This is a genomic window from Rhodoferax sp. SPJ4 (genome assembly GCF_058216275.1).
In genome coordinates this window covers 1-24,957 of sequence record NZ_JBYZMN010000001.1, presented here as the reverse complement: position 1 = coordinate 24,957, position 24,957 = coordinate 1, and the positions used below count along the sequence as shown (strand labels likewise).

At 63.2% G+C, this 24,957-nt stretch carries 23 protein-coding genes and 2 tRNA genes; 8 read left to right on the top strand and 17 right to left on the bottom strand.

The window, feature by feature from the left end:
• Positions 1–3: 3 nt before the first annotated feature.
• Positions 4–753, bottom strand: a complete 750-nt coding sequence (locus AC4BAR_RS00125) for a molybdate ABC transporter substrate-binding protein (protein WP_490625796.1) — start codon at positions 751–753, stop codon at positions 4–6.
• 170 nt (positions 754–923) lie between these two features.
• Between AC4BAR_RS00125 and AC4BAR_RS00120 the strand changes: the two genes are divergently transcribed.
• From AC4BAR_RS00120 to AC4BAR_RS00085, 8 genes are all read left to right on the top strand, one after another.
• Positions 924–1,424 (top strand): hypothetical protein, encoded by a 501-nt coding sequence (locus AC4BAR_RS00120; RefSeq protein ID WP_490625795.1) that lies wholly within the window; start codon positions 924–926, stop codon positions 1,422–1,424.
• Positions 1,425–1,839: 415 nt separating this feature from the next.
• The gene (locus AC4BAR_RS00115; RefSeq protein ID WP_490625794.1) at positions 1,840–2,484 is read left to right on the top strand and encodes a response regulator; all 645 of its coding nucleotides are present in this window, start codon (positions 1,840–1,842) and stop codon (positions 2,482–2,484) included.
• A gap of 105 nt (positions 2,485–2,589) precedes the next feature.
• On the top strand, positions 2,590–2,901 hold the full coding sequence (locus tag AC4BAR_RS00110) for an Mpo1-like protein (RefSeq protein WP_490625793.1): 312 nt from the start codon (positions 2,590–2,592) through the stop codon (positions 2,899–2,901).
• A gap of 450 nt (positions 2,902–3,351) precedes the next feature.
• Entirely contained in the window at positions 3,352–3,711 is a 360-nt protein-coding gene (locus AC4BAR_RS00105) for a hypothetical protein (RefSeq protein ID WP_490625792.1), read from the top strand.
• Positions 3,712–4,091: 380 nt separating this feature from the next.
• Complete coding sequence (locus tag AC4BAR_RS00100) at positions 4,092–4,457, top strand: hypothetical protein (RefSeq protein WP_490625791.1); 366 nt, start codon at positions 4,092–4,094, stop codon at positions 4,455–4,457.
• A gap of 317 nt (positions 4,458–4,774) precedes the next feature.
• Positions 4,775–5,362 (top strand): rolling circle replication-associated protein, encoded by a 588-nt coding sequence (locus tag AC4BAR_RS00095; RefSeq protein ID WP_490625790.1) that lies wholly within the window; start codon positions 4,775–4,777, stop codon positions 5,360–5,362.
• Positions 5,362–5,601 (top strand): DUF4224 domain-containing protein, encoded by a 240-nt coding sequence (locus AC4BAR_RS00090; RefSeq protein WP_490625789.1) that lies wholly within the window; start codon positions 5,362–5,364, stop codon positions 5,599–5,601. Before AC4BAR_RS00095 ends, AC4BAR_RS00090 begins: the two co-directional genes overlap by 1 nt.
• Entirely contained in the window at positions 5,601–6,578 is a 978-nt protein-coding gene (locus tag AC4BAR_RS00085) for a tyrosine-type recombinase/integrase (protein ID WP_490625788.1), read from the top strand. Before AC4BAR_RS00090 ends, AC4BAR_RS00085 begins: the two co-directional genes overlap by 1 nt.
• On the opposite strand, the gene AC4BAR_RS00080 is transcribed toward AC4BAR_RS00085, so the two are convergent.
• The 16 genes from AC4BAR_RS00080 to AC4BAR_RS00005 all read right to left on the bottom strand — a co-directional run.
• The gene (locus AC4BAR_RS00080) at positions 6,575–7,267 is read right to left on the bottom strand and encodes a hypothetical protein (RefSeq protein WP_490625787.1); all 693 of its coding nucleotides are present in this window, start codon (positions 7,265–7,267) and stop codon (positions 6,575–6,577) included. The genes AC4BAR_RS00085 and AC4BAR_RS00080 overlap by 4 nt on opposite strands.
• Positions 7,268–7,343: 76 nt before the next feature.
• Positions 7,344–7,419 (bottom strand) — tRNA-Phe (locus AC4BAR_RS00075).
• Positions 7,420–7,456: 37 nt separating this feature from the next.
• Complete coding sequence (locus AC4BAR_RS00070) at positions 7,457–8,137, bottom strand: response regulator (protein ID WP_490625786.1); 681 nt, start codon at positions 8,135–8,137, stop codon at positions 7,457–7,459.
• 82 nt (positions 8,138–8,219) lie between these two features.
• Positions 8,220–10,472, bottom strand: coding sequence for a sensor histidine kinase (locus AC4BAR_RS00065; RefSeq protein WP_490625785.1), 2,253 nt, complete (start codon positions 10,470–10,472; stop codon positions 8,220–8,222).
• Between the two features lie 31 nt (positions 10,473–10,503).
• Positions 10,504–11,058 carry a DUF4390 domain-containing protein gene (locus AC4BAR_RS00060; RefSeq protein WP_490625784.1) on the bottom strand — a complete coding sequence of 185 codons (555 nt, stop codon included), beginning with the start codon at positions 11,056–11,058 and terminating at the stop codon, positions 10,504–10,506.
• 46 nt (positions 11,059–11,104) lie between these two features.
• On the bottom strand, positions 11,105–12,439 hold the full coding sequence (gene rsmB / locus AC4BAR_RS00055; RefSeq protein WP_490625783.1) for a 16S rRNA (cytosine(967)-C(5))-methyltransferase RsmB: 1,335 nt from the start codon (positions 12,437–12,439) through the stop codon (positions 11,105–11,107).
• Positions 12,440–12,570: 131 nt separating this feature from the next.
• Positions 12,571–16,785 (bottom strand): DNA-directed RNA polymerase subunit beta', encoded by a 4,215-nt coding sequence (rpoC, locus tag AC4BAR_RS00050; protein ID WP_490625782.1) that lies wholly within the window; start codon positions 16,783–16,785, stop codon positions 12,571–12,573.
• 28 nt (positions 16,786–16,813) lie between these two features.
• The gene (gene rpoB, locus AC4BAR_RS00045; RefSeq protein WP_490625781.1) at positions 16,814–20,938 is read right to left on the bottom strand and encodes a DNA-directed RNA polymerase subunit beta; all 4,125 of its coding nucleotides are present in this window, start codon (positions 20,936–20,938) and stop codon (positions 16,814–16,816) included.
• 269 nt (positions 20,939–21,207) lie between these two features.
• Complete coding sequence (gene rplL, locus AC4BAR_RS00040) at positions 21,208–21,582, bottom strand: 50S ribosomal protein L7/L12 (RefSeq protein WP_490625780.1); 375 nt, start codon at positions 21,580–21,582, stop codon at positions 21,208–21,210.
• A 38-nt stretch (positions 21,583–21,620) separates the two neighbouring features.
• On the bottom strand, positions 21,621–22,142 hold the full coding sequence (gene rplJ, locus AC4BAR_RS00035; RefSeq protein WP_490625779.1) for a 50S ribosomal protein L10: 522 nt from the start codon (positions 22,140–22,142) through the stop codon (positions 21,621–21,623).
• A gap of 253 nt (positions 22,143–22,395) precedes the next feature.
• Positions 22,396–23,091, bottom strand: a complete 696-nt coding sequence (gene rplA, locus AC4BAR_RS00030) for a 50S ribosomal protein L1 (protein ID WP_490625778.1) — start codon at positions 23,089–23,091, stop codon at positions 22,396–22,398.
• Positions 23,092–23,523, bottom strand: coding sequence for a 50S ribosomal protein L11 (gene rplK / locus AC4BAR_RS00025; RefSeq protein WP_490625777.1), 432 nt, complete (start codon positions 23,521–23,523; stop codon positions 23,092–23,094).
• Positions 23,524–23,639: 116 nt separating this feature from the next.
• The gene (nusG, locus tag AC4BAR_RS00020) at positions 23,640–24,230 is read right to left on the bottom strand and encodes a transcription termination/antitermination protein NusG (RefSeq protein ID WP_490625776.1); all 591 of its coding nucleotides are present in this window, start codon (positions 24,228–24,230) and stop codon (positions 23,640–23,642) included.
• Positions 24,227–24,613 (bottom strand): preprotein translocase subunit SecE, encoded by a 387-nt coding sequence (gene secE / locus AC4BAR_RS00015; protein ID WP_490625775.1) that lies wholly within the window; start codon positions 24,611–24,613, stop codon positions 24,227–24,229. Before secE ends, nusG begins: the two co-directional genes overlap by 4 nt.
• A gap of 93 nt (positions 24,614–24,706) precedes the next feature.
• Positions 24,707–24,782: transfer RNA gene (locus AC4BAR_RS00010), tRNA-Trp, on the bottom strand.
• A gap of 55 nt (positions 24,783–24,837) precedes the next feature.
• Positions 24,838–24,957, bottom strand: a 120-nt coding sequence (locus AC4BAR_RS00005) for an EF-Tu C-terminal domain-related protein (RefSeq protein WP_490627160.1), incomplete at its 5' end; no start/stop codon positions are given.

The following is a 24,957-nucleotide window of genomic DNA, read 5'->3' as shown; positions in this document are numbered from 1 at the left end:
GCCTCACATCGCCGCCATGCCGGCGCGTTGGATCGGAGCCCTGGCCTCGGGGACGGTCAAGGCGCGGACGAAGGCGTCCGCAGCACCCGCTTGTGGCGCGCCGGCATGCACGCCGGCGGACCAGGTGGTGAGGTGCTGCAGCTCGGCTGGCAAAGGGCCCAGGTAGGCAATGCCTTCGGCATGGACCAGCTCGGTGACCTGTTGAAAACCCAGCTCGACCTCGCCCCGCGCCAGCATCTGCCCGATCTGCGTGCCTGACGGCGGCTGTCTGAGCTTGGGAGCAATCGCCTCAGCCACCCCCAAACGCCGAAACAAGGCCTCCAGGTAACGCCCGCTGGGCCCCGAAGAAATGGCGATCGACGACGCCCCCAGCAAGGCCGCTGTCAAGCCCGCCACCGTGGACACCGCCGGTGGCGGCCGGTCCGACCGCGCCGCGACACCGATGCCCGAGGTCGCGAAATCGGCGCTGGCCGCCGCCGCGATTTTGCCGGCGGCGGCCAGCCGCGCCAGGCCCTCGCGGGTGTTGATCACCACGTCGAAGACCTCGCCCTCGGCGACCCGCCTGGCGAGGGCCTCCGACCCGCTCCAGACCCAGTGCACGCGGTGCCCGGACTGGCGCTCGAAAGAGGCCGCGATCTCGGAGACCGCCTCCTTGACGGCCAGCGGAGACGCCACCGTCAGCTCGGCCGCGCCGGCCAGCGTGACCATGGCGAACAGCAGCACCGACACCATGAACTTTTGCATGACAGACATCTTGCCTCCTGGCTGCAGAACCTAGCCCAGGACGCGCTGGAAATCAAGCCGCTGTCAAAGCGGCCACTGTTACGTTCTGACTCATTGCCCTCTTCACATCGGTGGCCGAAAGGTGCACAGTGACAGACCGCGACTCGGCCAGGAGATCGCACCCCCAAGGAGATGACGACATGCTCGACGAATTTGAAGACGAAGGGGCCGTCGACCCGCTGCTGGCGTTGGCCGCCAGCCCCGCCGCGGTGCTCCCCACCCCCTCCCCCATGGCCCGCCTGATCGCCCGTTTGTACGGTGTGGTGGGTGCCCCGTTGCGCAGCCGCATGCTGCAGTGCCTGGTTCAACCCCTCGGTTGTCTGGGGCTGGCCGCGGTGGCCTCCGGGGCCTTTGCGCAGCTGTTGACGCGCCGCGGTGTGTCGGCCGCCAGCCTGTCGGCCGACGAGATCGGCCGCTATTCGAGCGAGCAGATTTACGAGCTGGCCCGTTTCGTCGAACAGGTCAACCCGGAGGCAGTGCAGCAGGCGATCCGGCGGGTGGTCGACAGCCCGGTCGGTTTGAGTGCCCTGGGGGCCTCGCTGCTGGTGTGGCTGGTGCCCAGCATCCAGGGCCTACACCGCGGCCACATGAGCCAGCGCGCCAAGCACCTGGCCGCCGCCAGCCAGCCCGGCCAGCGCTGAACACCCTCCTTTGCCACCGGTTTGGCCCACCAGGCCGCGCTGCGGCTCATAGCCCCACAGCGCAAACCCAAAGATGGCCAGCGCACACAGGCCGGTGATGCCGGTGGACGGCCATTCCATCTGGCCGTAGAGCCCAAAGCGGATGGCTTCCACCGCGTGGGCGAAGGGGTTGAAGCGCGCCAGCTGGTAAAGCAGCTCAGCGCCCGATTCCTGCAGCTTCCACAGCGGTTAGAGCGCGGATGCCACCGCTCCCGGCCGGCGCAGGCCAGGACGGGGCCCCGCTTCGCTGCGCGGAAAAGGCCGACAGAGGGGAGCGTGCACGCCCGGGGTTAGACAGCAGCCCCGGACCCCGATCGAGCCGCGACAATGCGGCAACGCTTGCCCCACCCACCCACTGACACAGGACCTTTGCCCCATGACGATTCGGGTTGTGATCGCCGATGACCATCCCGTGGTGCGCACCGGCTACCGGCGCCTGCTGTCGCTGGAGAAAGACATCGAGGTGGTGGCCGAGTGTGGCTCGGGCGAGGAAACCTACGAGTGGTTTTGCCAGCATGAGGCCGACGTGCTGGTCCTCGACCTGTCGATGCCAGGCCGTGGCGGGTTGGACACCTTGCGGCGTTTGCAAGCCCGCTCGCCGACGCTCGCGGTGCTGGTGTTCTCCATGCACGACACGCCGGCGCTGATCCGTCAGGTGCTGGACCTGGGCGCCACGGGTTATGTGTCCAAACGCAGCGCCCCGGAGGAGCTGAGCCTGGCCATCCAGCAGGTGGCCCGCGGCCAGCGCCACCTGCCCGCGGAAATGGCCGACATGGCGCCGCCCCCCGCACCCCATTTGCAGCTGAGCCAGCGCGAGTTGGTGATCTTCCTGCAGCTGGCCCAGGGCGCCTCGGCCAAACAGCTGGCCGAGGATTTCCACCTGAGTCCGAAAACGGTTTACAACCACCAGACCCAGATCTACCGCAAGCTGGCGGTGGACAACGCCGCGCAGCTCACGCGCTACGCCATCGAGCAAGGCTTGCTGCCCCCCGGGGTCGAGGCCGATCCGGCGCCGCGCTGAACACCGGGTCGGCGCGCCCGGGCGACAGGCGCCCCTTGCACGACGGGTTGGCGTCGGTCAGCATGGCATGCCTGGGGGCCGCCAAGCCCCACACCGGAGCCCGCCGTGACCGACACCCCGACCTACCGCAGCTTTCGCGAGTTCTACCCCTTCTACCTGAGCGAACACGCCAACCGCACCTCGCGCCGGCTGCATTTCACCGGCACCAGCATCGCCCTGGTGCTGCTGATCACCGCCCTGTTCACACTGACAGGCTGGCTGGTGCTGGCGGCCCTGGTGCAGGGCTATGCCTTCGCCTGGGTGGGGCATTTCTTCTTCGAGCACAACCGGCCTGCCACCTTCAAGTACCCGGGTTGGAGCTTCATCGGCGATTGGCGGCTGTGGTGGGACATGCTGACCGGCAAGCTGCCGTTCTAGGGCTGTGCGGCCATGAAAAAAGCCCCAGAGTCGTCGCGGACTGAGGGGCTTGGGGTGCCGTGCAAGGACGGGCTTGAATCTGGTGGCCTGGGTCGGAATCGAACCAACGACACGCGGATTTTCAATCCACGGGTAAACCCTGTACTATCAATAAGCTAAGGACGTACCCTTCTACAAAGCTGTGCTAACTGTACCTTTGACTACATTGGAAGATTCTCATTGAGCTGCCGTTTTGTAGACGGCTTTTGTATCGATGAGTTCGGCTGGCGCTCATCTAAATGTTTTGACAGGTTGACGTTCGGACGATATGAAGCGCCAACGGCCACATAAAAGGCTGGCGAAGGAACTGACAGCTATCGCAAGCCAGGATCTAAGGTTACCCATCCAAACGTTGGCGCAGAGAGTTTCCTATGTGTTGCGACTAGTCCGTTTATCTACTATCCACACCCCATGCAAATGAACTCAAAAATAGTGCAGTGCATTTTGGCAATCATATTTTTATCAGTGGGCATGACGTCCTCTGCGGCAAGCTTTACAGCGGTAGGAGCGCGCTCCTGCGGCGAATGGAGCAAACATGCATCAGATCTTCAAGCAAGAGCAGTTATGGGCAACTGGGTGCTTGGATTTATGTCGGCTACAGCACTACTCAACTCCAGGCTTGATGGGAGTGATTTACTTAAGAATGCATCACCGGACAAATTGATTGCGTTTATGGATGACTACTGCAAGGTCAACCAAAGCAAAACGAACGTCGATGGCGCAACGGCACTTGAATATTTGATCAAAAAAAACCCTAAGTCTTTTGAATGAAAGTCACCGGAGTGATCCAGTTGTGGCGCACTTCAGTACCGTCAACTCTATCTTCGATAGCTGGCAAGGGACCTCTCCAAAGTCAACGACACTGTGTCTATTAATTTCGCCACGCCTTAAAGCGAGAGCGCAAGTTGGTATCCAGCTCAGAAGCAAAAAGTCGAGGCCAGCCTCGATACCGGCTAATTTGGTACTGGAGCCATTTTCGATGTCCTCCTGTTCTCGCCATCGGGCTTTTCCTTGTCGGCGGTTACGCTCGAACTGCGGAGAGTTGTCCACGGCGGCGGACGGCGCCTGCGACGTACCGGGAGCCGCGGTGGGCAACTCGGCACCACACAAAGAGGGTTTTTAAAGTCCCCTCGCGCTGCTATGCTTCCGGCATGCCAAGCAAGAAACCTGATCCAGCTCACCAGAGGCCAGAGATCCCTGAGCGGGCCTACGAGGTCATCCACAACGCCATTCAGAACTTCAACGGCTCATTCGATGACATGGAAGCGGCCATCGGGATGTACTTCCTTGGGCATTACGTAGGCTGGAAGGTGTTGGTCCTGATCCACAGCAAGCGCACCATCCGCAAGTATGAGGAGATTCTCGGCATCACCGTCCGAGAAGAGTTCCAGGAGGAAGGTCCACACTCAGATCGCTCTTTGGCCTATAAGATTTCCAAGAACGTCTCGAACTTCTGGAAGCTGGTCTCGGGTGAAGACAAAAGCATCGACCGAGACAGTCGTAAGCAGTTTGAATAAGGGGTAAACAAAGCCCCTTGCAGGGACTTGGTGTCTCCGCTATAGTGCGGGGCATGCAAGTCCCCTCACCACTTCCATGTGAAGCATTGCCTCGGCGGCCTTCGGCTAACCCGGAGGCATCGCTCGCGAGCCCCGGGCGGCCGCAGGCCGCTGGGCTTGTCCCATCTAAAACAAGTGGCCCAGACCACATCGAAATCTCTTTCGATTCCGAGTCTGTCCAAAAGCGGCGCATCGGCAGGCTAAGGCGAACCCTTTGGGCCTGCGCAAACCTCCAGCGCCTTGCAACTCCCCGAGGTTTCAGAGAAAACGTCTGGTTCGTGACGCTCACCTACGTTGGTGTCCACGACTGGCGTCCTAACCACCTGTCCAGATGCCTGAAGGCCGTCCGCAAGTGGTGCAAGAAGCGTTCGGTCGGCTTCCGCTACGTGTGGGTTGCTGAACTCCAGAAACGCGGGGCCATGCACTACCACCTGGCGGTGTGGCTACCCAAGAGCATCCAACTCCCTAAGTTCGACAAGCAAGGCTGGTGGCCGCATGGCATGACCCAGCGCGTGATTGCCAAGAACCCAGTGGGCTATCTGATGAAGTACCTATCCAAGATTGGACCCATACAAGCATTTCCGAAGGGAGCGCGCATCCATGGCTACGGCGGACTCAACCAGGAGGGCCGGGGCATTTGTTCCTGGATCAATCTCCCCAGCTGGTGCAAGCAACGATTCGGTGTCGGGGAGCTTCGAACGGTCGCCGGTCGTCGTGTGGTGCGCATCACGGGAGAAATTCTTGAGCCCATGTACACGCGAGTTATTCGACCTTCCGGCATGTGCCTGTATCCCAATGGCGCGCTTCCTAAGCGCTGGGCAGACGGACCCTATTCAACTCTTAAACGTTCTTCGGGAATTGAATAATGGAACCTACCGCGCTGCTCCCGCTGTTCCTGGCGCCGGATGAAGTCGAGACCCTGACAGGTTTCAAGACGCCCATGCGCCAAGTTGACTGGCTGCGGACCAAGGGCTGGCGCTTCGAGTTGAACGGCAACCGCAAGCCGGTCATCGCACGTCGATATGCCGAGAAGATGCTCGGCTGTGGTCATGACGATCAACCGTCAATCAAACAGCCCAATTTCGCAGCACTGAGGGCCGCCTGATGGGACGCAGACGCCAATCCAACTTCGACGATCCTCCGCGACTACATCGCAAGGGTAAAACTTGGTACCACGTCAGCAGCACCACACCCCGTATCTGGACCAAGCTTTCAACAGATCGGGCTGAAGCCCTTCGCATGTGGGCACAGCGCGAGAGCGTCAGAGAGGACGATTCGACCAAGCTGTTTTCTGTGGTGGCGCAACGCTATGTTCGGGAGGTCTATCCGCTCAAGGCGGTTCGCACACGGAACGACAACGACAAGGAGTTGGTAAACCTGCTCAAGGTATTTCGTGACATGCCAATTGACGCGATAGCTCCCATGCACGTTCGGGAGTACATGGACATTCGCGGGCAAGATGCCAAGGTTCGAGCCAATCGTGAAAAGGCACTTTTCTCGCACATTTTCAATAAGGCTCGTGAATGGGGCTACACGGCTGCGCCCAATCCATGCCAGGGTGTGAAGGGCTTCAAAGAAACGGGCCGTACCAAATACGTGACCGATGAGGAGTTTTCTCGGGTTCGCGCGGTCGCCCATCCGACTGTCGTTGATGCGATGGACCTTGCTCTACTCACAGGTCAGCGTCCAGCTGACGTGCTGAAGATTCGATGCGTAGATATTCGCGAGGGCGCCTTGTGGGTCACACAAAACAAGACTGGCGCAAGGATCGGCATTGAGGTGACCGGCGAACTGGCAGCGGTGATTGCCAGGATCAGTGAACGTCCGCGGCGGGCTATCAGTCCTTTTTTGCTTCAGGATGAGAACGGGCAACCGCTGTCAGAGCTGGCTCTTCGGTCGCGATTCGACAAGGCTAGGAAGCTGGCTGGGGTGAGTTTTCAGTTTCGAGATATTCGAGCGAAAGCCGCTACCGATACGGGCGACTTGGCTCATTCGCAAAAATTGCTAGCGCATAAAAACCGGGACATGACGGAGCACTATGTGCGCATGCGCCGTGGGGAGGTTGTGAAACCATTGCGCTAACTGTCCGATTCTGGCTTGCGAGGCGCTCCAGTATTCAGTGCAATACGGAAAGTAATCCCACCGTTACGGTCCTTCATGACCAACTCTCTTGGAATAGCTGGCAGCGGAATATCCCATTGCTCAATCCATAAAAACACCTCATCAAGCACTTCAAGGACTGGGAAGACCGCCGAAGGACTGCTGACGTTAAGTTTTTCGCCATGCATGATCGGATTGCGCACAGCTCGGTAGACGGCCTTGAGCTTCTTCCAGTAGTCTGCATCCGACTTGAGCGTGAGTTCCGGATGAAGTAACCGAGGCAAGTGATGGAACAAGCGTGCCACTGTTCCAGTGTCGTCTCCGCGAGACAGTGGGATCGCAAACGGATCATCTGCGTACTGGCGATGCTTGCGGTAAAGCTCCTCAGAAACACGCTCGCCGAAGATCAAGCGGCGACGCACGGCGCCGCAAACGAAGGCCTCAAGGCACAAGAACTGCCGCTGTACAAGCAGCGTCAACAAGTCCTCCCGTGAGCCATACCAATCGAACAAGGGCGACCAGAGCATTTGCGCCCCTGAGCCATTAGCCGCTAGTTGCTGCGCAAAACGTTCCGAACGAATCCACTCTCCACAGACCCTGTATTCCTCGATTACAGACAATGCAGTCGCCGGCTTGCAACGAGGTAACCAAGGGAATTCGTCCGCATCCATCCAAAAATTGTAGAAGTACGGCGCCAAATGTAGAAACGCCCCAGAACCCTGAACGGGCGCTGGGGCGCATAAATACTGGTGGCCTGGGTCGGAATCGAACCAACGACACGCGGATTTTCAATCCGCTGCTCTACCAACTGAGCTACCGGGCCAGAAAGATGAAATTATAGCAGGCTCAGAGCGCGGTTCTCAGGCCAGGCTGCGCTTTCCGCGCGACAGGTCCACGCCCAGCTGCTTGAGTTTGCGGTACAGGTGGGTGCGTTCCAGGCCGGTCTTTTCGGCCACCCGGGTCATGGAGCCGCCTTCCTTGGCCAGGTGGAACTCGAAATAGGACTTTTCGAACTCGTCGCGTGCCTCGCGCAGCGGCTGGTCAAGTTCAAAGCTCTGGGTGGACTGGGGGGCGCTGTTTTTCAGCGCAGGCATGGGCTGTCCGCCGCCCGCCAGCGAAGGCACCAGTCCGACCTCGGCCGCCACCAGCGGCGCCGGGCTGCCGGGCTTGCGGTGGGCGTCTTTGCTCAGGCCCTGCTCCACCGCCTTCAGCAACTTCTGCAGCGTGATGGGTTTTTCCAGAAAGGCCTGGGCGCCGATGCGGGTGGCTTCGACCGCGGTGTCGATGGTGGCGTGGCCGCTCATCATGATCACCGGCATGGTCAGCGCGCCGCTGGCCGACCATTCCTTGAGCAGCGTCACGCCGTCGGTGTCGGGCATCCAGATGTCGAGCAGCACCAGGTCGGGCCGCGCCAGTGCGCGGGACGCACGGGCCTGACTGGCGTTTTCGGCCAGCTCGATGTTGTGGCCCTCGTCATTGAGAATTTCGGAGAGCAACTCGCGAATGCCTGGCTCGTCGTCCACCACCAGTATGTTTGCCATGTTCGGATGTTGCCTTTGCTCTCAATGCGCCGTGGTCGCCATGCTTGCCGGAAGGGGCTGGGCAGGCCCATCCCGAGTGTTGTCAAATCGCAACTATAAAGGATATCGACACCTCGGCGCCGGGCGGCGTGGCCGAAGGGTCGCGGTTGCTGATGTCGACCCGGGCGCGGTGCTCGTCGGCGATCTTTTTCACCACCGCCAAACCCAGGCCGGTGCCCTTGGTTTTGGTGGTCACATAGGGCTCGAAGGCCCGCTTCAAAATGTGCTCGGGAAAGCCGGGGCCGTTGTCGCGCACGCTCAGGCGCACCCGGCCCGAAGCCGCGATCCAGCGGGTTTGAACCACCACCTCGGCTTCGCGCCCTTCGGCGGCGTCCTGCGCGTTTTGCAGCAGGTTGTGCAGCACCTGGCGCAGCTGGTGGGCGTCGCCCAGGATGGGCGGGCAGGCCGGGTCGAGCTGGGTCTGGATGGGGCCGTGGCTGGCGTCGTGACCGTAGAGCTGCAGCACGTCGGCCACCAGCTGGTTCAGCTGCAGCGGCTTGAGTTCGGCGGCGGGCAGGCGGGCGTAGTCGCGGAACTCGTTGACCAGCCGCTTCATCGCGTCGACCTGGTCGACGATGGTCTTGACCGACTTCGTCAGGATGGTGTTGTCGGCCGGGCCCAGCTTGCCATCGAGCTTCATGGCCAGCCGCTCGGCCGACAGCTGGATGGGTGTCAGCGGGTTCTTGATCTCATGCGCCAGGCGCCGCGCGACCTCGCCCCAGGCCTGGGCCCGCTGGGCCGACACCACCTCGGAGATGTCGTCGAACACCAGCAGCCGGTCACCGCCAGGCATCTCGGCGCCGCGGGCGATCAGCGTGAGGGTGTCGGTGGGCAATTCGGGCTTGGCGGCGTTGACCTCGAAGGACTGCTGCCAATGGTCCAGGCCATGCAACTTGCTCTCGTTGAGAAACAGGTCAAACTGCTTTTGCACCTCCTGGGCAAAACCCTCCAGCCCGGGCACCCGGTCGAGGGGCTGGCCTTCAAAGGCGGCCATGGGCGCGCGCAAGATGCGGGTGGCGCCGGGGTTGCTGCTGAGCACCGTGCCCTGGGCATCGAGCACGATGACGCCAGCGGTCAGGTTGTCCAGGATGGTCTGCAGGTTGGCCCGCGAGGCATTCACCTGGGCCAGGCCGCGCTGCACCTCGGCCCGGGCGTCGGCCAGCTGCTGGGTCATGTTGGCGAACGAGCGGGTCAGGCCACCGAGTTCGTCCTTGCTCTGCACCACCGCCTTGGGCGTCAGGTCGCCAGCGGCCACACTGCGCACGCCGTCGGCCAGCAGCAGCAGCGGCCGGGCCAGCTGGTTGCCCAGCAGCACGGCCAGCAGCACCGCGCCGAACACCGACAAAAACAGGCTCAGTGTGAGGGTGCCGATGTACATGCGGCGCAGGCCGTCGCGGCCCAGCGCGCGCTCCTGGTACTCGCGGTTGGCCTCGGTGACCGCCACCGCATTGGCCACCAGGTTGGCCGGCAGGTCTTGCGTGACCTGCAGAAAGCGGCTTTCACCGAGCAGGCCCAGGCTGGTGGTGGGCACCAGGGCCAGGGCCTTGATGCGGGCCTGCAACTTGGCCGCCGGTGTGCCCTGCACATCGTCCAGGCCCTCGATCTGGGTCACCGTGCGCTGGGTGCGGGCCAGCCGCAGTTGCTGGGGTGACGGCCGCTCCGGGTTGACCTGGAAACGCGAGGCGCCGGCGCTGGCAATCAACACCCCGCTGCTGCTCCACAGCGTGACGTCATTGGCCACCAGCTGGTCGCGCAGGCGGGCCAGCGTGATGCCCACCACCGCGTCGGGCTTGCCGGTCAGTTGCTCGCCAGCGGCGCGGGTCTTGTTGGCCAGGTCGGCGGCCAGCGTGTCCAGCGTGACGCGGCCGAGGTTGAGGCCGGCGTCCAGCGCCCCCTCGACCCGCACATCAAACCAGCTCTCGATGGAGCGCGAGACGAACTGGTAGGACACCACGTAAATCAGCATGCCGGGCAGCAAGCCCACCAGTGCAAAGATGGCGGCCAGCTTGATCAGCAGCCGGCTGCCGAAACGACCGCGACGCAGCCGCCACAGCAAGCGCCAGGCGATCCAGCCAATCACCCCGAGCAGCATCGCGGCCACCGCGACGTTGACCCAGAACAGCCGCGCGTAATAGCGTTCGTAAAAGCCCTGGTTGTTGGTGGCCTGGGTCAGCAGGAACAACAGCACCAGGCCGATCGCCACCATGGCGGCAGAACCCACCAGCAGGCCCCAGCGCAGCCCCCGGGACGACGCCACGAGGCCCACCACCGGTGGCTGGGTGGGGTTGCTGGCCATGGGATTCAGGCCGGGCGGGCGGGGGACGGCATCACCGCTCCACCTCCAGCACCAGCGGCTGGCTGCGCTTGGCCACCAGGGTCCAGTCGCTTTGTCCCACGGCCCCGATCTGGAAAGGCCGCGGCAGGCGGCCGGTGTCGAGACGGAAACTCAGGCTCAGGCTGTGTTTGGCGCCGGCGTCCACTTCGTTGGCCTCGGCCACCTTCCAGCGTGAGATGCGCTGCACCGCCGACAGGGCTTCGGTCAGGGTGTCGAAGTTCTGGCCCAGCGTCAGTTCGGGGCCGCTGCCGCCCTGGCCACCGCCCGAGACCTGGACCCGCCAGCGGCGAGTGAGGGGTTGAAACGACAGCCGCACGGTGCGCACCGCCCGGGCCACCCGCTTGTCGGTCCAGTACCAGCGGTCGCGCAACAGCTCGGCCTCGGTGACGAAGTACATCGCAATGCCCTTGGACAAGGCATCTTCCACCGCAAAAGGCAGCTCAAAACCCCAGGTGGCCGACAGGTAGACCCCGTCGCTGGCCCGCACCACCTGCAGCTGCGTGACCTCGCTGCCGTTGGCCTGGGCCCGGGCTGGCAACGGGGCCACGCACAGCCCCAGACCCCAGGCCACGCACCAGACCCACACCAGCCCATCAAGGCAGGCGCTTCTCCAGCAACGCGTAATAAAAGCCATCGTGGTCACTGCTGGCATTGTCCGGGAAGACCTGTGACTGCGGGGTGGCCTGGGGCAGCAAATGACCCGGCGAAGGCATCCAGTGCGCGTCGGTGTTGCGTGCAACAAACGTTTCGATCTGCCCATCGCCCTCGGCCCGGAACACCGAGCAGGTGGCGTAGAGCAGCCGCCCGCCCGGCCGCAGCAAGGGCCACAGCGCGTTCAGCAGCGCCGCCTGGATGGCGGCCAGCTGGGCGATGTCGGTGGGGCGGCGCAGCCAGCGCACGTCGGGGTGGCGGCGCACGATGCCCGAGGCGGTGCAGGGCGCGTCGAGCAGGATGGCGTCAAACGGCTGGCCGTCCCACCAGGTGGCGGGCTGGGCGGCGTCGGCACACAAGACCTCGGCCGCCAGGCCCAGCCGCGACAGGTTCTGGTGGATACGTTCGCAGCGCAGCGGGTCCAGGTCCAGCGCCGTGACCTGGGCGTCGCTGAGCTCCAGCAGGTGGGCGGTCTTGCCGCCCGGCGCGGCGCAGGCGTCCAGCACCCGGCGGATGGGGATGGCCGCGCCGTCCAGCAGCAGCGGTGCGGCCATCTGCGCCGCTGCGTCCTGCACCGACACCCCGCCCTCGTGGAAGCCGGGCAGCGCCTGCACCGGGCTGGGCTTGGCCAGCACGATGGCCGTCTCGCCGGCCGGCGCAGCCACGAGGCCCGCCTCGGCCAGCCGGGCCAGGTAATCGGCGCGAGACTGGCGGCGTGCATTGGCCCGCAGCACCATGGGGGCATGGCCGTTGTTGGCCTGCAGGATGGCCTGCCAGTGCTGGGGGTGGTCGCGCTGCAGCTGCTCCACCCACCAGCGGGGGTGGTTCCACAGCGCCACCGGGTCGCGGATGGCAGCGGCCAGCAAAGCCTCGCGTTCCCGCAGAAAGCGCCGCAGACAGGCATTGATGAAATTGGCCTGGGGCCGGGTGGCCGGTGCGCGTTTGGCCGCCTCGACCGCCTGGTCCACCAGCGTGAAGGCCTCGTAATGGCGGCCGCTGTCGTCCCCGTCGGCACAGGCCAGGGCCAGCACCACACACAACAAGGCGTCGGCCTCGGCCGGCGGCGCACGGCGCGCCAGCTGCTGGCGCACCGCCTCGGCCAGACCCAGGCCGCGCAGGGCCTGGAAACTCAGCGCCTGCACACCGGGGCGCAAGGAGGCCTCCACCTTGTCCAGCGTGGCGGTGAGCGAGCGCCCAGACCGCACCGCCAGCAGCGCCGCGGCGGTGGCCTGCAATTGCCGCCACAGCGGCGGGGTGGGGGTGCTGACCGTGTTCAATGCAAACTGCCTCAGGGTGATAAACGCCCCGGGATCCTGACAGACCCCGACACGCCTTTGTTCAATGAAAACGCCCCCGGGCCAGCAAGGGCTGGGCCGGGGGCGAAATGCCTCAGGGCAAGGGAAGCCGCTTACTCGGAGGCGGTGGCTTCGCTGTCCTGCTCGGGCGACACGCCGGCCAGTTCGGCGGCTTCGGCGTCGGCGATGGCGCGGCGTTCGCTCTCGTCCATCAGGTCCTTGGCCTTGCGGGCCTTGTGGTATGCCATGCCAGTGCCTGCGGGAATCAAGCGGCCGACGATAACGTTTTCCTTCAGGCCACGCAGCTCGTCGCGCTTGCCCATGATGGCGGCTTCAGTCAGCACGCGGGTGGTTTCCTGGAAGGACGCCGCAGAGATGAACGAATCGGTCGACAGCGAGGCCTTGGTGATGCCCAGCAGCAGGTTGCTGTAGACGGCGGGGATCTTGCCTTCGGCGCGCAGGGCGTCGTTGGTGTTGAGGATCTCCGAACGCTCGACCTGCTCACCGGCGATGTAACCGGAGTCACCCACCGACTCGACCACCACGCGACGCAGCATCTGGCGAACGATCACCTCGATGTGCTTGTCGTTGATCTTCACGCCCTGCAGACGGTAAACGTCCTGCACTTCGTCGACGATGTAGCGGGCCAGCTCTTCCGAGCCCAGCAGGCGCAGGATGTCCTGCGGATCGGCCGGACCGTCGACCACGCTCTCACCCTTGTTGACTACCTGGCCTTCGTGCACCAGGATGTTCTTTTCCTTGGGCACCAGTTCCTCGTGGACCTTGCCTTCCGGATCGGTGATCTGCAGGCGAATCTTGCCCTTGGTTTCCTTGCCGAACGACACGGTGCCGGTCATTTCGGCCAGGATGCCCTTGTCCTTGGGCGTGCGGGCTTCGAACAGCTCGGCCACCCGCGGCAGACCGCCGGTGATGTCGCGCGTCTTCTGGCCTTCGACCGGGATGCGGGCCAGCACTTCGCCGGGGCCCACGTCCTGACCGTCACGCACCTGGATCAGCGCGCCGACCTGGAAGCCGATGGTCACCGAGTGGTCGGTGCCAGGGATCTTCACTTCATGGCCCTGGGCGTCGATCAGTTTGACCTGGGGACGGACGACCTTGGCAGCGCCGCGGCGCTTGGGATCGATCACCACCAGGGTGGACAGACCGGTCACCTCGTCGACCTGCTTGGCCACGGTCAGACCTTCTTCGACGTTTTCGAACTTGGTCTGGCCGGCGAACTCGGTGATGATGGGTCGGGTCAGCGGATCCCAGTTGGCCAGGATGGTGCCGGCCTTGATGGTCTGGTCGGCCTTGACCGCCAGCGTGGCGCCGTAAGGCACCTTGTGGCGCTCGCGCTCGCGGCCGATTTCGTCATGGATGACGATTTCGCCGGAACGGGCAATCACCACCAGGTCGCCCTTGCTGTTGGTCACATAGCGCATGGTGGCGTTGAAGCCGATGCTGCCGTTGGACTTGGCTTCCACGCTGGAGGCCACCGCTGCACGCGAGGCCGCACCACCGATGTGGAAGGTGCGCATGGTCAGCTGCGTGCCGGGCTCGCCGATCGACTGCGCGGCGATCACACCGACCGCCTCGCCACCGTTGACCAGGCCACCACGGCCGAGGTCACGGCCATAGCACTTGGCGCACAGGCCGAAGCGGGTTTCGCAGGTCAGCGCGGTGCGGACCTTGATCTCGTCCACGCCAGCGGCTTCCAGCACCTCGATGATGTCTTCGTCCAGCATGTCGCCAGACGGCACCAGCACGGCACGGGTTTCCGGGTGCAGCACGTCTTCGGCCACGGTGCGGCCGAGCACGCGGTCGCGCAGCGATTCGATGACTTCACCGCCCTCGACGATGGCGCGCATCAGCGAGCCGTCGGCGGTGCCGCAGTCGTCTTCGGTGATCACCAGGTCTTGCGTCACGTCCACCAGACGACGGGTCAGGTAACCCGAGTTGGCAGTTTTCAGCGCCGTGTCGGCCAGACCCTTACGGGCACCGTGGGTGGAGATGAAGTACTCCAGCACGTTCAGGCCTTCGCGGAAGTTGGCCGTGATGGGCGTTTCGATGATGGAGCCGTCGGGCTTGGCCATCAGGCCCCGCATGCCAGCCACCTGGCGAATCTGCGCCGCGGAACCGCGGGCGCCGGAGTCGGCCATCATGTAGATGGAGTTGAACGATTCCTGCTCGACTTCCTTGCCATGGCGGTCGATGACGCGCTCTTTCGAGAGCTGGGCCATCATCACCTTGGACACTTCGTCGCCGGACTTGCCCCAGATGTCCACCACCTTGTTGTAGCGCTCGCCGGCCGTCACCAGACCGGAGACATACTGCTGCTCGATCTCTTTGACTTCCTTCTGGGCGCGGGCAATGATGGCGCCCTTTTCCTTGGGCACCAACATGTCGTCGATGCAGATGGAGATGCCGGCCTTGGTGGCCAGGCGGAAACCGCTCTGCAGCAGCTTGTCGGCAAACACCACGGTCTCTTTCAGACCGCACTTGCGGAACGAGACGTTGATGAGCTTGGAGATTTCCTTCTTCTTCAGCGCCTTGTTGATGTTGGCGAACGGCAAGCCCTTGGGCAGGATTTCGCTCAGCAGCGCGCGGCCGGCGGTGGTGTCCCACAGCTTGGTCGACGCCGTGAACTCACCGCTGTCCTTGTTCTTGGTCCATTCGGTCAGGCGCACCGCGATCTTGGCGTTGAGCTCGACCTCGCCGGCGTCGAACGCGCGGCGGACTTCGCCGGTGTCCGAGAACACCAGGCCTTCGCCCTTGCCGTTGGTGCGTTCGCGGGTGGTGTAGTACAGGCCCAGCACCACGTCTTGCGACGGCACGATGGAGGGCTCGCCGTTGGCCGGGAACAGCACGTTGTTGGAGGCCAGCATCAGCGTGCGGGCTTCCATCTGGGCTTCCACCGACAGCGGCACGTGCACAGCCATCTGGTCACCGTCGAAGTCGGCATTGAAGGCCGCGCAAACGAGGGGGTGCAGCTGGATGGCCTTGCCTTCGATCAGGATGGGCTCAAAGGCCTGGATGCCCAGGCGGTGCAGCGTGGGTGCGCGGTTCAGCATCACCGGGTGCTCTTTGATCACCTCTTCCAGGATGTCCCAGACCACTGGCGTGCCGCTTTCGACTTCCTTCTTCGCCGCCTTGATGGTGGTGGCGATGCCCATGGCTTCCAGGCGCGAGAAGATGAAAGGCTTGAACAGTTCCAGCGCCATCAGCTTGGGCAGGCCGCACTGGTGCAGCTTCAGGGTCGGGCCCACGGTGATGACGGAGCGGCCCGAGTAATCGACCCGCTTGCCCAGCAAGTTCTGGCGGAAACGACCGCTCTTGCCCTTGATCATGTCGGCCAGCGACTTCAGCGTGCGCTTGTTGGCGCCCGTCATGGCCTTGCCACGGCGGCCGTTGTCCAGCAAGCTGTCCACGGCTTCCTGCAGCATGCGCTTTTCGTTGCGCGCAATGATTTCCGGTGCCTTCAGTTCCAGCAGACGGCGCAGACGGCTGTTGCGGTTGATGACGCGGCGGTACAGGTCGTTCAGGTCGGAGGTGGCGAAACGGCCACCGTCCAGCGGCACCAGCGGACGCAGGTCCGGTGGCAGCACAGGCAGCACGTCCAGGACCATCCAGCCCGGCTTGATGCCAGACTTCTTGAAGGCTTCCAGCACCTTCAGGCGCTTGGCGTTCTTCTTGATCTTGATCTCGGAGCCGGTCAGGTCGTTGCGCAGCTTCTCGATGGAGCTGTCGATGTCGATGCTTTCCAGCAGGTCCTTGATGCCTTCGGCGCCCATCTTGGCGGTGAACTCGTCACCGTATTCGGTCACCTTGGTTTCGTAGTCGTCCTCGGTCATGATCGCGAATTTCTTCAGCGGGGTCATACCCGGGTCGGTGACGACGTAGGCTTCAAAGTACAGCACGCGTTCGATGTCACGCAGCGTCATGTCGAGCACCAGGCCCAGACGCGACGGCAGCGACTTCAGGAACCAGATGTGGGCGCAAGGCGCGGCCAGATCGATGTGGCCCATGCGTTCGCGGCGCACCTTGGTCTGGGTGACTTCCACGCCGCACTTTTCGCAGATCACGCCGCGGTGCTTCAAGCGCTTGTACTTGCCGCACAGGCACTCGTAGTCCTTGATGGGGCCAAAGATCTTGGCGCAGAACAGGCCGTCACGCTCGGGCTTGAAGGTGCGGTAGTTGATGGTTTCCGGCTTCTTCACTTCGCCGAACGACCAGGAACGGATTTTCTCCGGCGAGGCCATGCCGATGCGGATGGCATCGAAATGCTCATCGGGCGTGAATTGCTTGAACAGGTCGAGTAGTGATTTCATGGGTTAAATCCTGGTTCTTTCCTGCGAATTAAGAGCGTTCCAGCTCGATGTCGATGCCCAGCGAGCGGATTTCCTTGACCAGCACGTTGAACGATTCGGGCATGCCCGCTTCGATCGCGTGCTCGCCCTTGACGATGGATTCGTAGACCTTGGTGCGGCCCTGCACGTCGTCGGACTTGACGGTGAGCATTTCCTGCAGGGTGTACGCGGCGCCGTAGGCTTCCAGCGCCCACACTTCCATTTCGCCGAAGCGCTGGCCACCGAACTGGGCCTTGCCGCCCAGCGGTTGCTGCGTGACCAGGCTGTACGGGCCGGTCGAGCGGGCGTGCATCTTGTCGTCCACCAAATGGTGCAGCTTCAGCACGTGCATGTAGCCGACCGTGGTCGGACGCTCGAAGGGCTCACCGCTGCGGCCGTCGAACAGATTGGCCTGGGTGCGGGTGTCGGTCAGGCCCTTGGCCTTGGCGATGTCGTCCGGGTAGGCCAGCTTCAGCATGCCGCGGATTTCTTCTTCCGAGGCACCGTCGAACACCGGGGTGGCGAACGGCACGCCGGTCTGCAGGTTGGCGGCCATTTCCAGCACCTGGGTGTCGCTGAGCTGAGCCAGGTCTTCCTTGCGGCCGGAGTTGTTGTACAGCTGCTCCATGAACTTGCGCAGCTCGGCCACCTTGGCTTCGCGCTGCAGCATGTCACCAATGCGCTGGCCAATGCCCTTGCCCGCCCAGCCCAGGTGCACTTCCAGCACCTGACCGACGTTCATCCGCGAGGGCACGCCCAGCGGGTTCAGCACGATGTCGCAAGGCGTGCCATCAGCCATGTAAGGCATGTCTTCGACCGGCACGATCTTGGAGACCACACCCTTGTTGCCGTGGCGGCCGGCCATCTTGTCGCCGGGCTGCAGGCGGCGTTTGACGGCCAGGTAGACCTTGACCATCTTCAGCACGCCGGCGGGCAGCTCGTCGCCCTGGGTCAGCTTCTTGCGCTTTTCTTCAAAAGCCAGGTCGAAGCTGTGGCGCTGCTGCTCAATGGAGTTCTTGATGGACTCCAACTGCGAGGCCACCTCGTCGTCGGCCGGGCGAATGTCGAACCAGTGGAACTTCTCCACCGAGGCCAGGTAGGCCTTGTCGATCTTGGTGCCCTTGGCCAGCTTTTGCGGGCCACCGTTGGCGACCTTGCCGGTCAGCAGCTTCTCGATCCGGTCGAACGAGTCGGCCTCGACGATGCGCAGCTGGTCGTTCAGGTCCTGGCGGAAACGCTTCAGCTCGTCGTCAATGATCTGCTGGGCGCGCTTGTCGCGGGTGATGCCTTCGCGTGTGAAGACCTGCACGTCAATCACGGTGCCTTGCGAGCCCTGGTCCACGCGCAGCGAGGTGTCCTTCACATCGGAAGCCTTCTCGCCGAAGATGGCACGCAGCAGCTTCTCTTCGGGCGTCAACGTGGTTTCACCCTTGGGCGTGACCTTGCCGACCAGCGTGTCGCCGGGCATGACTTCCGCACCCACGTAGATGATGCCGGACTCGTCCAGGCGGTTCAGCTGCTGTTCGCTCAGGTTGGGGATGTCGCGGGTGATTTCTTCGGCGCCCAGCTTGGTGTCGCGCGCCATCACCACCAACTCTTCGATATGGATCGAGGTGTAGCGGTCTTCGGCCACCACGCGCTCGCTGATCAGGATCGAATCTTCGAAGTTGTAGCCGTTCCAGGGCATGAAGGCCACCAGCATGTTCTGGCCCAGGGCCAGTTCGCCCAGGTCGGTCGATGCGCCGTCGGCGATCACGTCACCCTTGGCCAGCTTGTCGCCCTTCTGGACGATGGGACGCTGGTGGATGTTGGTGTTCTGGTTGGAACGCTGGTACTTGATCAGGTTGTAGATGTCCACACCGACCTCACCGGCCACCGCTTCGGCGTCGTTGACGCGGATCACGATGCGGGTGGCGTCGACATAGTCCACGATACCGCCACGGGTGGCGGTGACCACGGTGCCGGAGTCGACCGCCGAAACGCGCTCGATGCCGGTGCCAACAAAGGCCTTCTCGGGACGCAGCACCGGCACGGCCTGGCGCTGCATGTTGGCGCCCATCAATGCGCGGTTGGCATCATCGTGCTCCAGGAAGGGCACCAGCGAGGCGGCAACCGACACGATCTGTGCGGGCGACACGTCCATGTACTGCACGCGCTCGGCGCCGACCAGGATGGACTCGCCTTTTTCACGGGCCGACACCAGGTCACCGGTGAGCTTGCCGTCTTTGTCCAGCGTGGCATTGGCCTGGGCAATGACGTACTTGCCTTCTTCGATGGCCGACAGGTAGTCGATCTGCATCGTCACCTTGCTGTCGATCACACGGCGGTACGGGGTTTCAATGAAACCGTACTCGTTCAGGCGGGCGTACAGGGCCAGCGAGTTGATCAGACCGATGTTCGGGCCTTCGGGGGTTTCAATCGGGCAGACGCGGCCGTAATGGGTCACGTGCACGTCGCGCACCTCGAAGCCGGCGCGTTCGCGGGTCAAACCGCCCGGGCCCAGGGCCGAGACGCGGCGCTTGTGGGTGATTTCCGACAGCGGGTTGGTCTGGTCCATGAACTGGCTCAGCTGCGACGCACCGAAGAACTCTTTCAACGCGGCCGAAATCGGCTTGCTGTTGATCAGGTCGTGTGGCATCAGCGGCTCTTGCTCGGCCTGGCCCAGACGCTCCTTGACGGCCTTCTCGATGCGGGCCAGACCGGTGCGGTACTGGTTTTCGGCGAGTTCACCGACACAACGCACGCGGCGGTTGCCCAGGTGGTCGATGTCATCGACTTCGCCACGGCCGTTGCGCAGATCGACCAGGATCTTGACCACGGCCAGGATGTCCTCGTTGGTCAGCACCATGGGGCCGGTGGATTCGTCGCGGCCGACCTTGGCGTTGAACTTCATCCGGCCGACGCGCGACAGGTCGTAGGTGTCGGGGTTGTAGAACAGGCGCTGGAACAGGGCCTGCACTGCGTCTTCGGTCGGCGGCTCGCCGGGACGCATCATGCGGTAGATGGCCACGCGGGCAGCGAACTCGTCCACCGTCTCGTCGATGCGCAGGGTCTGCGACATGTAGGCGCCCTGGTCGAGTTCGTTGGTGTAAATGCAGGCCAGCTCGGTCACGCCGGCCGTGCGCAGCTTCTTCAGCAGCGCGTCGGTCAGCTCCTCGTTGGCCTTGGCGATGATTTCGCCGGTGTCGCCGTCGACGATGTTGCGGGCCACCACGCGGCCGACCAGAAAGTCTTCCGGCACGCTGATGTGGGTGGTGCCCGATTGCTCCAGCTCACGGGTGTGGCGGGCGGTGATGCGCTTGTCCTTGGCGACCAGCACCTTGCCCGACTTGTCGGTGATGTCGAAACGGGCCACTTCGCCCTTCAGGCGCTCGGCCACAAACTCCATCTGCGCGCCGCTGTCCATCAGACGGAAGCTGTCGTTGACGAAGAAGTTGGCGAGGATGGATTCCGGGTTCAGGCCGATGGCCTTCAGCAGAATCGTCACCGGCATCTTGCGACGACGGTCAACGCGGAAGTACAGGATGTCCTTGGGGTCGAACTCGAAGTCCAGCCAGGAGCCGCGGTAAGGAATCACGCGGGCCGAGAACAGCAGCTTGCCCGAGCTGTGGGTCTTGCCCTTGTCGTGTTCGAAGAACACGCCCGGCGAGCGGTGCAGCTGCGAGACGATGACACGCTCGGTGCCGTTGATGATGAAAGAGCCCTTGTCGGTCATCAGGGGCACTTCGCCCATGTAGACCTCTTGTTCCTTGACTTCCTTGACCACCTTGGACTGCGGCGTCGACGACTCGCGGTCGTAAATGATCAGCTGCACCTTGGCCCGCACGGCGGACGCGAAGGTCAGGCCACGGGTCTGGCATTCACGCACGTCAAAGGCCGGCTTGGCGAGGTTGTACTCAAGGTACTTCATCTCGACAAAACCGTTGTGCGAGACGATGGGGAAAGCGGCCTCGAAAGCGGCCTGCAGGCCTTCGGCGGTGCGCTTTTTGGGCGCCATGTCGGCTTGCAGGAAGGCGGTGTAAGCGTCCTTTTGCATCTGCAGCAGGTAGGGCACTTCGAGCACGCTGTCGCGGCTGCCAAAGCTCTTGCGGATGCGTTTGCGTTCGGTGTAACTGTAACTCGACGATTGGGCCATGAGATCTCCGGGCAAGGTGGTGTTCCTGGGTCTTCGGCGACTGGGGCGCTGTGCGGGCACGACAACGGACTTGGTGGTTGGCCACTACCAACCATGGCGGACGGTGGCGCATTGCACGCCACCCGGACCAAGGCATCTTCTGCAGTCGGGGTCAGAAGACACTCAAAAACACCCTCGGAAGCGGTGTTTTTGGGTGCGCTCTGGAAGCACCAAAGGCTGGAGGCCTCCGAACGGTGTTCGGGACGCTCCAGCCTTCAGAGGCGAACCAATTACTTGAGTTCGACCTTGGCGCCAGCTTCTTCGAGCTTCTTCTTGGCGGCGTCGGCGTCGGCCTTGGAGATGCCTTCCTTGACGTTCTTCGGAGCGCCGTCCACAAGGTCCTTGGCTTCCTTGAGGCCCAGGCCGGTGATTTCGCGCACGGCCTTGATGACCGAAACCTTGTTGGCGCCGGAGTCCAGCAGCACAACGTTGAATTCGGTCTTCTCTTCGGCGGCCGGGGCGGCAGCGCCACCGCCAGCAGCGGGAGCGGCCATGGCGGCAGCGCTCACACCAAACTTCTCTTCGATGGCTTTCACCAGGTCGTTGAGTTCCATGACCGTCATGCTGTCCAGCGCGGTCAAAAATGCGTCTTTATCGAATGCCATGTTTATTTCCTTCAATCGGTTGGTTCACTGCCGCGCGGTCAAGCTGCGACGGCCTCGGGCGCAGCTTCTGCGCCTTCGCCTTTTTTCGCCGCCAGGGCACCCAGCACCACGGCGGTGCGGGACATTGGCGACATCAACAAGCCACACAGCTGGGCCATCAGCACTTCCTTTGGGGGGATGCTGGCCAGTTGCTTCACGCCATTGACGTCCAGGGCCTTGCCACCGTAAGCGCCACCGCGAATGACCAACTTGTCGTTGGTCTTCGCGAAGTCGGCCACCACCTTGGCGGCGGCCACAGCGTCCACGGAGAAGCCATAGATCAGCGGGCCGGTCATCTGGTCTACCACCACGTCAAACGCGCTGCCCGTCACAGCCCGGCGAGCCAGCGTGTTTTTCAACACGCTCAGGCTGACGCCCTGGCTGCGCGCGGTTGAGCGCAGTTTGGTCATGTCGGCGACCGTGATGCCGCGGTACTCCGCCATCACCAGCGTTTGAGCTTGAGCGGCGAGGTTGGTCACTTCGGTGATGACCGCTTCCTTCTCACTGCGATTCAGACTCAAGGTCTACTCCTTTGTATGTGCTCACCGGCGGTTGCCGGTTCACACGCCTCGTTGCAGCGACCAACTGTTTCGGAACATGTTCCTCATGCAGCGGGATCGCCATCTGCGTTGGCAGGCGCCTTTCAGGCCGAGGCCTGTCGGGTCACCGATTAAGTGCGTTGGCACACCCACGGTCTTGGATGGCCTGGAACCACCGAAGCGGCCCCAGCCCACCACACCCAGGACCGCCTCATAGCGGCCCCGAATTCTGTTGTCAGCCAGCGATGGTCTGCGTGTCCACACGGACACCCACACCCATCGTGCTCGACACCGCCACCTTGCGCAGGTACACGCCCTTGCTGGAGGCCGGCTTGGCCTTCACCAAAGCGTCCACCAGCGCGGCCAGGTTGCCTTGCAGCTTGTCGGTGTCGAACGAGCGACGGCCGATCGTGCCGTGCACGATACCGGCCTTGTCGACGCGGAACTGGACCTGACCGGCCTTGGCGTTGCGCACCGCCTGGGCCACATCGGGCGTCACGGTACCCACCTTGGGGTTGGGCATCAGGCCACGCGGGCCCAGGATCTGGCCCAGCGTACCGACGATGCGCATCGCATCGGGGGCGGCGATCACCACGTCGAACGGCATGTCACCGGCCTTGACCATCGCGGCCAGGTCGTCCATGCCGACGATGTCGGCACCGGCGGCCTTGGCTTCTTCGGCCTTGGCGCCTTGGGCGAACACGGCGACGCGCTTGGTCTTGCCGGTGCCGTTGGGCAGCACGACGGCGCCACGCACGACCTGGTCCGACTTCTTGGCATCAATGCCGAGCTGCACGGCCACGTCGATGGACTCGTCAAACTTGGCGGTAGCGCATTCCTTGACCAGGCCCAGGGCCTCGCTCAGCGCGTACAGCTTGCCGCTGTCCACTTTGCCGGCGTAAGTCTTCGCGCGTTTGGTTTGCTTGGCCATTTACACACCCTCCACGTTCACACCCATCGAACGGGCAGAGCCGGCGATGGTACGGACGGCGGCGTCCAGATCGGCCGCGGTCATGTCTTTCATCTTGGTCTTGGCGATTTCCTCGAGCTGGGCTCGGGTGATCTTGCCAACCTTGACGCTGTGTGCGGTGGGCGAGCCCTTGTCGAGCTTGATGGCCTTCTTGATCAAGGTGGTCGCCGGGGGCGTCTTGATGATGAAGGTGAAGCTCTTGTCGGCGTAGGCGGTGATCACCACCGGCAGCGGCAGGCCCGGCTCAACGCCCTGGGTCTGCGCGTTGAACGCCTTGCAGAATTCCATGATGTTCAAACCGCGCTGGCCCAGAGCGGGACCGATGGGCGGCGATGGATTGGCCTTGCCTGCTGGCACTTGCAGCTTGACAAAACCGACGATTTTTTTCGCCATGCTTTTCTCCTTGCGGGTGATAACGCCTTGGCTTTCGCCGCAGCTCCCCGGGGTTAACGGCTCACTTCAAACCACCTGCACCGAGCCGAAAGGCGCAGGTTTCTTTTCTCAAAGGCTCAGGTCTTTTCGACCTGGCCGAATTCGAGCTCGACCGGCGTGGCGCGACCGAAGATGGTCACCGACACGCGGACCTTGTTCTTTTCGTAGTTGACGTCTTCCACCGTGCCATTGAAGTCGGTGAACGGGCCTTCCTTGACGCGCACATACTCACCCACCTCGAACTCCACCTTGTGGCGGGGTTTGTCGGTGCCTTCCTGCATCTGGCTGACGATCTTCTGCACTTCGGCTTCAGAAATCGGCGCCGGGCGGTTCTTCGCGCCACCGACAAAGCCAGTGACCTTGTTGGTGTGTTTCACCAGATGCCAGGACTCGTCGTCCATCACCATCTCGACCAGCACATAGCCGGGGAAGAAACGGCGCTCGGTGGTTTTCTTCTGGCCGTTCTTCATCTCCACCACCTCTTCGGTGGGGACCAGAATGCGACCGAACTTGCTTTGCATGCCGGCGCGGTTGATGCGCTCCAGGATGTTGCGCTCCACGGCTTTTTCCATGCCCGAATAGGCGTGGACCACGTACCAGCGCAGATCGGGGTTGGCCGCAGGCTGGGCAGGCGCCGATTCGGGCACCAGGCTGTCGATTTCGCTCATGACTTCCTCCAACCCAGAATCAGGTCGTAAAACAACCATTCAATGGTTTTGTCGGTCAACCACAGGAACAAGGCCATGATCACCACGAAGCCAAACACGTACAAGGTCATCTGCACCGCCTCGCGACGGGTCGGCCAGACGACCTTCTTGACCTCGCGCCAGGAGTCCTGACCAAAGGCCAGCAGCTGTTTGCCCTGCTCGGCACTGGCGAACACCGCCACCGCCGCCGCCAAAGCCACCAGCAGCACCGCCCACTGGACGATGGGGCCCTGGGCGCTCAGCAGGTAGTAACCCGCCAGCGCGCCGATGACCAGCAGCACGGCAGCGCCCAACTTGGCTTTGTCCGCCCCTGCGCTCACCGTTTCAACTTGTGAAGTGGCCATATATGTGCCGGAATTCCTGTGCTAATTTCAACGTCTCTTCAGACGCATAAGCCCGCCAGTTGCGTGGCGGGCTTGGAGGCCACCTGAATCAGGTGGCAGGGGCGGAGGGCCTCGAACCCCCAACCTTCGGTTTTGGAGACCGACACTCTGCCAATTGAGCTACGCCCCTAAGTCCATCTCTTTCATGCCACAGGGCGGGATTGGCACCCGCCCCGCCAGAACCATTACGCGATGATTTTTGCCACGACGCCGGCGCCGACGGTCTTGCCGCCTTCGCGGATGGCGAAGCGCAGGCCTTCTTCCATGGCGATCGGGTTGATCAGCTTGACCGTGATGGTCACGTT